Annotated in this window: 11 protein-coding genes and 1 riboswitch; all 11 genes read right to left on the bottom strand. The window is 72.2% G+C overall.

Features of this window, described 5'->3' with window-relative positions:
- Positions 1-812: chaperonin GroEL (gene groEL, locus Q0L15_RS04115; protein WP_296602436.1), on the bottom strand; the 812-nt coding region annotated here is incomplete at its 3' end.
- A 198-nt stretch (positions 813-1,010) separates the two neighbouring features.
- Entirely contained in the window at positions 1,011-2,153 is a 1,143-nt protein-coding gene (locus tag Q0L15_RS04110) for a hypothetical protein (protein WP_296602435.1), read from the bottom strand.
- A complete protein-coding gene (locus Q0L15_RS04105; RefSeq protein ID WP_296602434.1) occupies positions 2,150-2,659 on the bottom strand; it encodes a SigE family RNA polymerase sigma factor in 510 nt (169 codons plus the stop codon). Before Q0L15_RS04105 ends, Q0L15_RS04110 begins: the two co-directional genes overlap by 4 nt.
- Before the next feature lie 43 nt (positions 2,660-2,702).
- The gene (locus Q0L15_RS04100; protein ID WP_296602433.1) at positions 2,703-3,599 is read right to left on the bottom strand and encodes a hypothetical protein; all 897 of its coding nucleotides are present in this window, start codon (positions 3,597-3,599) and stop codon (positions 2,703-2,705) included.
- Positions 3,600-3,662: 63 nt separating this feature from the next.
- Positions 3,663-4,682, bottom strand: a complete 1,020-nt coding sequence (locus Q0L15_RS04095) for a LacI family DNA-binding transcriptional regulator (RefSeq protein ID WP_296602431.1) — start codon at positions 4,680-4,682, stop codon at positions 3,663-3,665.
- A 220-nt stretch (positions 4,683-4,902) separates the two neighbouring features.
- A complete protein-coding gene (locus Q0L15_RS04090; protein ID WP_296602429.1) occupies positions 4,903-5,829 on the bottom strand; it encodes an SGNH/GDSL hydrolase family protein in 927 nt (308 codons plus the stop codon).
- 97 nt (positions 5,830-5,926) lie between these two features.
- Positions 5,927-6,202, bottom strand: a complete 276-nt coding sequence (locus Q0L15_RS04085; protein ID WP_296602427.1) for a MoaD/ThiS family protein — start codon at positions 6,200-6,202, stop codon at positions 5,927-5,929.
- A 29-nt stretch (positions 6,203-6,231) separates the two neighbouring features.
- On the bottom strand, positions 6,232-7,497 hold the full coding sequence (gene thrC / locus Q0L15_RS04080; protein ID WP_296602426.1) for a threonine synthase: 1,266 nt from the start codon (positions 7,495-7,497) through the stop codon (positions 6,232-6,234).
- A gap of 10 nt (positions 7,498-7,507) precedes the next feature.
- Positions 7,508-7,656, bottom strand: a riboswitch (SAM riboswitch).
- 77 nt (positions 7,657-7,733) lie between these two features.
- Positions 7,734-10,043, bottom strand: coding sequence for an endopeptidase La (gene lon / locus Q0L15_RS04075; protein WP_296602424.1), 2,310 nt, complete (start codon positions 10,041-10,043; stop codon positions 7,734-7,736).
- A gap of 154 nt (positions 10,044-10,197) precedes the next feature.
- Positions 10,198-11,046: a trehalose-phosphatase gene (gene otsB, locus Q0L15_RS04070; protein ID WP_296602423.1), complete on the bottom strand. Its 849-nt coding sequence runs from the start codon at positions 11,044-11,046 to the stop codon at positions 10,198-10,200.
- Positions 11,047-11,121: 75 nt separating this feature from the next.
- Positions 11,122-11,543: LytR C-terminal domain-containing protein (locus tag Q0L15_RS04065; protein ID WP_296602421.1), on the bottom strand; the 422-nt coding region annotated here is incomplete at its 5' end.

Below are 11,543 nucleotides of genomic sequence, written 5' to 3'. Positions count from 1 at the left end.
GACTTGAAGGTGCCGCGGATCTTGTTGACCACCAGCGTGGACAGCGCCTCGCCGTCGACGTCCTCGGCGAGGATCAGCAGCGGCTTGCCGGACTGCATGACCTTCTCGAGCAGCGGCAGCAGGTCCTTGACCGAGGAGACCTTCTGGTTGGCGATGAGGATGTAGGGGTCCTCGAGGACCGTCTCCATCCGCTCGGGGTCGGTGACGAAGTAGGCCGAGATGTAGCCCTTGTCGAACCGCATGCCCTCGGTCAGCTCGAGGTCGAGCCCGAAGGTGTTCGACTCCTCGACGGTGATGACGCCTTCCTTGCCGACCTTGTCCATCGCCTCGGCGATGATCTCGCCGACGGTGGTGTCAGCCGCGGAGATGCTCGCGGTCGACGCGATCTGCTCCTTGGTCTCGACGTCCTTGGCCATGTTGAGCAGCTGCTCGGACACGGCGCTGACGGCCGCCTCGATGCCGCGCTTGAGGCCCATCGGGTTGGCACCCGCGGCCACGTTGCGCAGACCCTCGCGGACCATCGCCTGGGCGAGGACCGTGGCGGTGGTGGTGCCGTCACCGGCGACGTCGTCGGTCTTCTTCGCGACCTCCTTGACGAGCTCGGCGCCGATCTTCTCGTAGGGGTCCTCGAGCTCGATCTCCTTGGCGATGGACACACCATCGTTGGTGATCGTGGGGGCGCCCCACTTCTTCTCGAGGACGACGTTGCGACCCTTGGGCCCGAGCGTGACCTTGACGGCGTCTGCGAGCGTGTTCATGCCACGCTCGAGGCCGCGCCGGGCCTCCTCGTTGAAAGCAATCAGCTTCGGCATAACTCCTGCGATCCTTCGCATAGAAAGAGTCTGGATCCGAGTCGGCGGGTTGCCCGCGACGGACGGACCTCCTGCGGTCCGGCGAACCCTTTCTCGCCGGGCAGGTGGACCTCAACGTCGCCGATCCGGTGTTGTCACTCTCCCCTGGAGAGTGCCAGCCTCATGTTTAGCACTCGACCCCCGAGAGTGCAAGGAGAGTCACCGGCCCGAGGACCACGCGACGAGCCGGCCGGAGGCGGCCAGTCGCCCCACGAGGTAGACGTCCCCGGTGCCGACCCGCCAGGCCAGCAGCCGGTACCCGACGTCGCTCCTGGAGGCGAACATCACCGTGTCGTCGTCGAGGAACCCGAGCACCTCGCAGCACCCCTTCTGTCGCGTGGCCGAGCCGGCCGGCCACATCGTGAGTACGTCGACCTGGTCGCCGGTCCGCACGACGATCGCCTCGGGGTTCGAGACACCCGACCCCTCGACCGGTCCGGCGAGGAAGACGTCCTGAGCGATCCGGTCGCCGGTCGAGGCGGCCGCCCCCCAGGTGCCGCCCTCCCGGCCGAACCCGAGGCCGAGCCAGCTCACGAGAGCCTGCCTGCGGCCGCCGTCGAGCCCGTAGACGGTCCCTGCGCCCCGCGAGGACGGCGCGTCGGGCACCCAGATCTCCTCCGCCGTGACCCACCGCGCTCCTTCGGCACGCCAGTCGGGGGTGTCGATGCTCTGCCAACGCCCGCTCGCGAACTCCAGCACCTCCAGGGAGCTCTCCTGGACGAAGAACGCCCGCGACCCGTCCGGGGAGAGGCTGAAGGGGGTCACCGGACCCAGCCGGTTGCCGGCCTCGTCTCTCACCGGGTCCAGCCCGGAGACGTCGAGCTCGGAGAGGGTGCCGCGCGGGGAGAGCGCCCACACCCGCTCGCCCTCGGTGACCAGCCCCCGGACCGGCGTCTCGGGCGGCCCGTCGCCCGCGGAATCCACGTCCAGGACCTCGGGGATCGACGGCTCGGTCCACCGGGGCAGGTCGAGCTCGAGCTCGGCGGGCGGCGCCTCCCACACCCTCGCCCCCCGGTAGTCCTCCACCCGGGTCGCTCGCGGGGCGTCCGGCGCCGGATCGTCGGACCGGCTCGGGAGCGACGAAGCCGGCGGGACCCCGTCACGCTCACCTCCGGGGCGGTCCTCGACGCTCGCCACGACGACCGCCACGACGACGACCGCGGCTGCCACCCCACCGACCACCGTCGCCCGGCGCCGTCGGCGCAGGCGGGCGGCGCGCCGCCACGCGGCCGCGGAGAGATCGGGGCCGGCGAGGTCGGCGACCCGGTCGTGGAGGAGGTGGCGCAGGTCCTGATCCGTCATCGGTGGTCCTCTCCGATCAGCTCGGCGAGCTCGGGCGAGGCCTCGCGCAGCCGGCGGAGCGCGAGGTGGGTCTGGCTCTTCACGGTGCCGACCGAGACGCCCAGCGCCTCCGCGGTCTCACGCTCGGAGAGGTCCTCGTAGTAGCGGAGCACGACGGTCGCCCGTTGCCGCGGCGTGAGCGCGGCCAGGGCCCGGTCGAGCACGATGCGCCGCTCCGCACCGGTCGTGTCCGACACGACGGCGCCGGCGTCGTCGTACACGTCGAGCACCACCTCGCGACGGTGCTTGCGCCACCACGAGATGTTGCCGCGCACGATCACCTGCCGCGCGTAGGCCTCGGGGTGGGCGTCACGCAGCCGGCGCCAGCGCAGCGCCACCTGGGTGAGCGCCTCCTGGACCAGGTCCTCGGCTCGGTGCCGGTCACCGGTGAGCAGCACCGCCGTGCGCAACAGCGCGATCTGGCGCTCGCCGGCCCACCGGCTGAAGGCCTGCTCGTCGGTGTCCACGAGGATCAGAACGCACCAGGCGCCGCAAAGGTTGGAGCCGCGGTCACCACGTCCGCGGGATCGCGCGGGCGGCGATGGCGTCGGCGAACGGCAAGGCGTTGAGGGGCAGTACGTCGAGGTAGAGGCCCGGTTCGGTGAGCTCGATCTCGCTGACCACGAGTCGGCCCCGGTGGCGCATCATGTCGACGCGTCCGTAGACGACCTCGGCTCCGAGCAGGTCCACGACCGTCGCGATCGCCTCCGCGGCCAGCAGGGCCGCCTCGCGCGAGACGGTGACCGATCGCATCGTCCCGCCGAAGCGCTCGTGCACGCGGATGTCGGAGGTGCCCGGCAGCTTCACCACCTGGCTGACCGGGTGTCCGGCGATCATGAACACCGAGATCTCGCCGTCATGGTGGATCGACTCCACCAACGGCTGGACGATCCACGGCCCGGCGTGCCCCGCAGGGTCGGGGAGCCAGATCCGCCCGTCCGCGACGACCTCGAGACCCCGGCCACCGGCGCCGACACGGGGCTTGACGACCGCGAGGCCGAAGTCGTCGGCCGCCGCGCGCACGTCGAAGACCGTCTCGGCGGCGACCGTCGGGACGACCGGCAGCCCGGCGGCCTGCAGCTCGACCAGGTAGTGCTTGTCGGTGTTCCACCGGAACACGTCGACCCCGTTGAGCAGCGCCGGCCCGACACCGGACGCCCAGCCCAGGAACTCCCCCAGCCGCGCGTCGTAGTCCCAGGTCGAGCGCACCGCGACGACGTCGGCCGCACCCCAGTCGATGCTCAGGTCGTCCCAGACCACCCAGCGACCGGTCAGACCGCGCGCCTCGAGCGCCGCGTCGAGCGCACCGTGCCCCGGCTCGCCCTCGGGCCAGTCGGCGCACGTCACGAGCAGCACCAAGGGCTGGGTCGGCTGGGTCGGCTGCGTCGGCTGCCGGCTCGGGTCCACGGTCCGAACCCTAGGACACCTGCCGCCGCTCGTACGGCGGGTCCATACCGGTCAGCTGCACCCTCAGCTGCTCTGACGGACCACCAGGCGGGTGGGCAGCATCCGGCCGGGCAGCGTCATGTCCCCGGTCGCCATGGTCTCGAGCAGCAGCGCCACCATCTCGCGGCCCATCGCACCGGGCGACTGATGCACGGTGGTCAGCGGCGGCACGCTCGACCGGGCCACCGGTGCGTCCTCGAAGCCCACGACCGCGACGTCCTCGGGCACCCGCCGCCCGGCCTCGCGCAGGGTCTGGAGCGCGCCGACGGCCATCAGGTCGTTGGCGCAGAAGACGCCGTCGACGGCCGGCTCGCGCTGCAGGAGGGTGCGCATCGCGCGGGCGCCGCTGTCCTGGCTGAAGTCGCCGCGCACCACGAGCCGCTCGTCGAAGGGGCGGTCGGCGGCGGTCAGCCCCTCGACGTACCCCTCGAACCGGGAGCTGCCGGCGACCATGTCGGCCGGTCCGGCGATCGTCGCGATGCGGGTCCGGCCGCGGTCGGCGAGGTGGGCGACGGCGAGGCCGGCACCCTGGACGTTGTCGACGTCGACGAACCCGGTGCGCACACCGGCACTGGCCCGGCCGCCCACCACCACCGGCAGTCCGTGGCCGCGGATCCGGTCGGGCAGGGTGTCGTCCCCGTGCAGGGAGAGCAGGAGCACGCCGTCGACGTGCTGGCGGGTCAGGTAGTGCTCGAGGCTGCCCCGGCGTCGGGCATCGGCGAGGATGAGCACCAGCTGGCGGTCGGCCGAGGCCAGGGCCGCGCCGATGCCGCGCACGATGCCGGCGAAGAAGGGCTCGCCGAAGACCCGCTCCTCGGACTCCGCGATGACCAGGGCGACCGCGTCGGTGCGCCGGGTGACCAGCGCCCGGGCCGCGGCGTTCGGCACGTAGCCCAGCTCGGCGATCGCGTCCTCGACTGCTTGGCGGGCCCGGTCGGAGACCTTGGCGCCGCCGTTGATGACGCGGGACGCGGTGCCGCGTCCGACACCGGCCAGTGCAGCGACCTCCTCGAGCGTCGGTCGAGTGCGAGGGCGTCGGGCCATGGGGTCAGTATGCCGTCGCGCCGAGGCGCGGGAGCCAGAGTTGGCCGACTGTCCATGGGAGAACGGCGGGCCCGGGACGTCGAGGTGGTCCCGGGCCCGCCGCACGGTGGGGTCCGCCTGCCGACCGCCGTCGGTGGCGGGCGCTCCCGGGGCTCCTCGGCGAGGCCATCGCGGTCCACCCCTCGCCGGGATCACCACCAATGTGGGAGCGTTCCCACGCCTACTGTGAGGCCGGGCCCGGCTCGGTGTCAAGGGTCGGTTCGCCGATGCCGCCGGTCGGCGCCCGGTGCCCGAACGGCAGGTCCTCGCGCAGCCCGAGCGCGGCGAGCACCGAGGGGAGCATCGCCTTGGCCGTGCGGTGGTACCCGAGCGCGCTGGGGTGGAACCGGTCGAGGCTGAACATCTCGTCGGGATTGGTGATGAAGAACGGTCCCACGACGTGGGCGAGCGAGACCGCGTGCGCTCCCGCGGCGACGGCGGCCGCCTCCTGGGCGAGCGCGAGCTGGCGCGAGGCGCGCGACCCCAGCGCCCGCAGCGGTTGCGGCACCGGACGCAGCGCCCCCAGGTCGGGACAGGTGCCGACGACGACACCGGCCCCGCGATCGCGCAGCGCATCCACCGCGGCCTCGAGGTGCTTGGCCGCGTCGGCCACCGGGATCCGGTGGGTCACGTCGTTGCCTCCGACGACGATGACGGCGACGTCGGGGCGGTACGTCGGCGGGAGCGCCGCCAGCTGGGCACCCAGCATCGAGGACTCCGAGCCGACCCGAGCGACGGTCCGCAGCCGCACCGCCCGCCCCGTCTTCTTCGCGAGCGCCCGCGCGAGCCGGCCCCCGAGAGTCTCCTTGGGCCGCTCCGCCCCGAGGCCGGCGGCGATCGAGTCGCCGAGGAGCAGCAGGTCGATCGGGTCGCCGTACTTCTTCTTCCACACCCGGTCGGCGTCGATCGCCTCCTCGCCCAGGGGCTTGCCGATCACGCGCCGCGCTGCGGCCGCCTGTCGTTGCAGCAGCCCCCGGCCGGCCATCGCCGCCCCGGCGAGCATCCCAGCGGTCGTGGCGGTGGAGAGGACGAGGAATCGGGTGCGGGCGCGCGTCACCGATCCGTTGAAGCAGACCGCGCTGAACGGCAGGTGTCGGCCGAGCCCCACCCGCTGTAACGCCCGGTTACCCGCTCTTCACACCACGCTGCAACATGGCGGGAAGTAGGGGTAACACGGCGTTACAGCGGGTGGGACGCCGTGGGGGTCAGCCGCCGGCGACGGCGGGGATCACCGAGATCTGGACACCGTCGGGGGTGGGCGTGTCGAGGTTGTCGAGGAAGCGGACGTCCTCGTTGCCGACGTAGACGTTGACGAAGCGGCGCAGCGACCCGGCCTCGTCGAGCACCCGGCCCTTGATGCCGCTGTAGCTCGCGTCGAGGTCGTCGAGGACCTCCGCGAGCGTCGCCCCGGAGGCGGTCACCTCGGACTCGCCGCCGGTGTAGGTGCGCAGGATGGTCGGGATCCGGACGGAAACACTCACAGCAGTCACTTTCGGTGATCGAGCGGGGGTCAGGCCAGGCCGGTGGCGGCGAAGGCGGCGTACGACGGGTCGATGGTCGCGGCTGGCGCGACCTGGCCGGCCACGGCGTCGAGCGTCTTGAGCCCGTGGCCGGTGTTGATGACGACGGTCTCGAGCTCGGGGTCGAGCTGGCCGGTCTCGGCGAGCTTCTTGAGAACGGCGACGGTGGTGCCGCCGGCGGTCTCGGTGAAGATGCCCTCGGTGCGCGCGAGCAGCACGATGCCTGCGCGGACCTCCTCGTCGGTCACGTCCTCGACGGCCCCGCCGGTCTCGCGGCAGATGTCGAGCACGTAGATGCCGTCGGCGGGGTTCCCGATCGCGAGGCTCTTGGCGATCGTGTCCGGCTTGACCGGGCGGATCGCGTCGACGCCCGCCTTGTAGGCGACCGAGACCGGAGAGCACCCGGCGGCCTGGGCCCCGAAGACGCGGTAGGGCTTGTCCTCGACCAGGCCGAGCTTGATCAGCTCCTGGAAGGCCTTGTGCACCTTGGTGAGCTGCGAGCCGCTGGCCACGGGGATCACGATCTGGTCGGGCAGCCGCCAGCCGAGCTGCTCGGCGATCTCGTAGCCGAGCGTCTTGGAGCCCTCGGCGTAGTAGGGGCGGACGTTGACGTTGACGAACGCCCAGCCGTCCTCCTCCCCCGCGATCTCGGAGGCGAGCTTGTTGACGTCGTCGTAGTTGCCGTTGACGGCGACCAGCGAGTCGGTGAACACCGCGGAGTTGACCTGCTTGGGCTGCTCGAGGTTGCTCGGGATGAACACGACGGTCTTGATGCCGGCGCGGGCACCCGCGGCGGCCACCGCGTTGGCGAGGTTGCCGGTGCTGGGGCAGGCGAAGACCTTGGAGCCGAACTCGCGGGCGGCGCTCAGGGCGCAGGCGACGACGCGGTCCTTGAAGGAGTTGGTGGGGTTGGTCGAGTCGTCCTTGACCCACAGGTTCGTGAGCCCCAGCTCGGCAGCGAGGTTGTCCGCGCGCAGCAGGCGGGTGAACCCCGGCTCGGTGTTGGGGCTCTGCTCGATATCGTCCGGCACCGGCAGCAGCGCCTTGTAGCGCCAGATGTTGCGGGGCCCGGCCTCGATCTCCTCACGGGTGACCTGCGGGAACCGGTAGGCGATCTCCAACGGACCGAAGCACTCCGGACACGCGTAGTGCGGGCCGAGCTCGACCTGGTGGCCGCACTCGCGACAGGCCAGGGCGATCGCGTTGCCGAACGCGCCCTCGCGGACCGGGCTCTTCTCGATGACGACGGCGCTCATGAAGTCCTCCTTCTCATCTTCCCCGGGTGCGACGGTCGCCCCGGGCGGAATTGGCACCGTTTCCGCGAACCGCTCCCTGGCTGGATGCCAAGCGGCGGAGGATCGCGGCGGTTGCCGGGACTTCACTGGGCCGTATCCCTCAGTCCCTCTTGATGAGCTGTGCAGAACAGTACGACGGCCGTCTCAGCATGTGCACATCACATCCACATGCTGGACGGCCGTCGTCTCGTCCTGGGTCAGGCCGCCACCGTGGCCGCTGCCGGCTCCGCGAGCGCGCCGCGGACCACGTCGAGGACGTCGCTGACCGGGTGGACGGTGACGGTCTCCAGCACGTCCGCCGGCACGTCGTCGAGGTCGGGCTCGTTGCGCAGGGGGACGAACACCTCGGTGAGACCGTTGCGCTGGGCGGCGAGCAGCTTCTGCTTCAGCCCGCCGATCGGCAGCACCCGCCCGTTGAGCGTGACCTCCCCGGTCATGCCGACCTCCGAGCGCACCGGCCGCCCCGTGGCCAGCGAGGTCAGCGCGGTGACCATCGTGATGCCCGCGGACGGACCGTCCTTGGGGGTCGCCCCCGCCGGCACGTGGACGTGGATCGCCCGGTCGAAGAACGACGGGTCGACGCCGAGCTCGGCCGCGTGGGCGCGGACGAAGGACAGCGCGATCTGCGCCGACTCCTTCATGACGTCGCCGAGCTGGCCGGTGAGCGTGAGGCCCGCCGCGCCCTCGGAGGCCGAGGCCTCGATGAAGAGCACGTCGCCGCCGAGGCCGGTCACCGCCAGGCCGGTCGCCACGCCCGGCACCGCCGTACGCTCCGGCGCCTCCGGGGTGAACCGCGGCCGGCCGACGAGCTCCTTGAGATCGGCCACGTCGACGTCGACGTGCGTCGCGCCGGTGGCGAGCCGGGTCGCGGCCTTGCGCAGCGCCTTGGCGAGCAGCCGCTCCATCTGGCGTACGCCGGCCTCGCGGGTGTAGTTCGCGGCCATCTCGCGTAGCGCGGCGTCGGTGACGCCCACCTCGTCGGCGGTGAGCGCGGCCCGCTCGAGCTGTCGGGGCAGCAGGAAGTCGCGAGCGATCGCGACCTTGTCGTCCTCGGTGTAGCCGTCGAGGGTCACCAGCTCCATGCGGTCCAGCAGCGCCGACGGGATCTGCTCGACCACGTTGGCGGTGGCGATGAACAGCACGTCGGAGAGGTCCAGGTCGAGCTCGAGGTAGTGGTCGCGGAACGTGTGGTTCTGCGCCGGGTCGAGCACCTCGAGCAGCGCGGCAGCGGGGTCGCCGCGGTAGTCCGAGCCGACCTTGTCGACCTCGTCCAGCAGCACGACCGGGTTCATCGAGCCGGCCTCCTTGATGGCCCGGACGATGCGGCCCGGCAGCGCCCCGACGTACGTGCGCCGGTGGCCGCGGATCTCGGCCTCGTCGCGCACGCCGCCGAGGGCCACGCGCACGAAGTTGCGGCCCAGCGCCCGGGCGACGGATTCGCCGAGCGAGGTCTTGCCGACTCCGGGAGGCCCGGCGAGCAGCACCACCGCGCCGGAGCCGCGGCCGCCGACGACCTGCAGGCCGCGCTCGGCGCGGCGGGCGCGGACGGCGAGGTACTCCACGATCCGCTCCTTGACCTCGTCGAGGCCGTGGTGGTCGGCGTCGAGCACGGCGCGAGCCCCGACGACGTCGTGGGAGTCCTCGGTGCGCACGCTCCAGGGCAGCTCGAGGATCGTGTCGAGCCAGGTGCGGATCCACGCGGCCTCGGGGTTCTGCTCGCTCGAGCGCCCGAGCTTGTCGACCTCCTTGAGCGCGGCCTCGCGGACGGCGTCGGGCAGGTCCGCGGCCTCGACGCGCGAGCGGTAGTCCTCCGCGCCCTCGGGCTCGCCCTCGCCGAGCTCCTTGCGGATCGCCGCGAGCTGCTGGCGCAGGAAGTACTCGCGCTGGGTCTTCTCCATGCCCTCGCGCACGTCCTCACCGATCTTGTCGGTGAGCTCGGCCTCGGCGAGGTGGTCGCGGGTCCAGCCGATCAGCGTCTCGAGCCGCGACTCGACGTCGGGATTCTCGAGCAGCTCGCGCTTGCGGTCGACCGAGAGGTACGGCGCGTAGCCGGCCGCGTCCGCGATCGCGCTGGGGTCACTCATCTGGTGCACGGAGTCGATGACCTGCCAGGCCTCGCGCCGCTGGAGGACGGCCACGACGAGGCGCTTGTACTCCTCGGCCAGCTCGCGGGCGCGGTCGGTGACGTGGTCGTCCACCTGCTCGACCTCGACCCACAGGGCCGCGCCGGGGCCGGTCACGCCGCTGCCGATGCGACCGCGGGTGCCGGCCTTGAGGACGGCGGCGGGAGCGCCACCCGAGAAGCGGCCGACGCGCTCGACGGTCGCGATGACGCCGTACGACGCGTAGCGGTCGTCGAGGCGCGGGGCCACGAGGACCTGGTTGTCACTGCCGGCACGGGCGGCGTCGATGGCGGCGCGGGCGGCGTCGTCGAGCTCCAGCGGCACCACCATGCCCGGGAGGACGACGAGGTCGGAGACGAAGAGGACGGGGAGCTTCAGGGACATGCCGACTCAACTCCCGACACAGGGCCGGTGTTCCGGAGAGTCCCTCCTGTTCGCTGTTGACGAACAGCGGAACGTTGACCCGTCGTGAACTTTCGGGCGGGTCAACGTGCTTTGTCGACAAACGACGTTGACCCGCCCGAAAGTTTCGGGCGGGTCAACCCTGTCGGGCGGCGCGGGCGTCGGTGGTGAGGCGGCGGAGCAGGTCGAGGACGCCCTCGGGGCCGTGGACGACGACGTCGGAGAGCTCGACCAGGGCACTCTGCTCGTCCGAGGCGGAGCAGACCAGCAGCGTGGGCAGGCCCTCCTTGGCGAGCTTGCCGACCGCGTCGAAGGCCTCGACGTCCCCCAGGTCGTCGCCGGCGAAGAGGAACGCCCCGGCGTGCAGCTCCTCGACGAGCGTGTCGACGGCCTTGCCCTTGTCCATGCCGGGGGCGCGGACCTCGATGACCTGGCGGCCCGGCTCGAGCACCAGGCCGTTGCGGCCGGCGAGCTCGCGCAGCGAGGGCAGCAGCCGCTCGAACGCGGCGTCGGGGTCGGGCAGCCGGCGGGTGTGGACGCCGTACGCGAGGCCCTTGTCCTCGACGTAGGCGTCGGCCGCGTCGGCGTTGCGCAGCGCGCGCGGCAGGTCACGCAGGAACGTCGCCAGTCCGTGTGGGGGCCGCGGCGAGATGATCCGGCGCCGGGTGGCGCTCCACCGCTCGTTGCCGTACTGGCCGAACAGGAACAGCTCCGAGCCGGCGTCGGCGACCGCGTCGCCCACCTCCTCCAGGCCACCCAGGTCGAGGGCCTGGCGGGCGGGGCGCCCGGTGATCACCGCGATCGCGGCGACCTCGGCGGCCAGGTCGACCAGCACCTCGCGGGCCTCGGGATGGATCCGCGCACGCTCGGGGTCGTCGACGATCGGGGAGAGCGTGCCGTCGAAGTCCAGGCCGACGACCGCGCGCGAGGCGGCGCGCACGAACGCGGCGTACTTCTGCTCGCCCTCGGTCGAGGTGAACTCCATGGGCTCAACCCAACCATCCGTTGCGGCTCGGAGCACACCTCGGACCGAAACCCGGGCAGCTCGCCGCCGAGACAGTCAGCCGAGCGGGCCGGTGAGGATGACCGTCAGGCGGTCGAGCCGCATCGGGTCGACCGCGGGCGCCGTGCGGCGGATGCCGAGGTCGAGCGCGAGGGTCTTGGCGGCCAGCTTGAGCTTGGGCGGGTAGTAGACGGTCGTGGCCGGGATCGTGCCGTACCAGTTGTCGGAGCCCACGACCTGCCAGCCGATGCCGGTCGCACGCTCGGCGACCGTGCCGGCCAGGCCGGTGATGCCGGAGTTGTTGTAGACCTCGACGTAGACCTTGCCGCGCTTGACCGTCGGCTCGGGCTTGGGCTCCTTGGTCGGCGGCGCGGCCTGCGTCGGTGACGGGCTGGGGGTCTCGCGCGAGACCGTCGCGACCTCGCGCTCGGTGGGCTCGCCACCGCGGGTCGCGACGAACGCGATGCCGGCCATCGCGA

Source organism: Nocardioides sp. (assembly GCF_024509035.1).
Lineage (GTDB): Bacteria > Actinomycetota > Actinomycetes > Propionibacteriales > Nocardioidaceae > Nocardioides.
The sequence above is the reverse complement of the archived record's forward strand: the minus strand, read 5'-3'. Positions and strand labels throughout refer to the sequence as shown.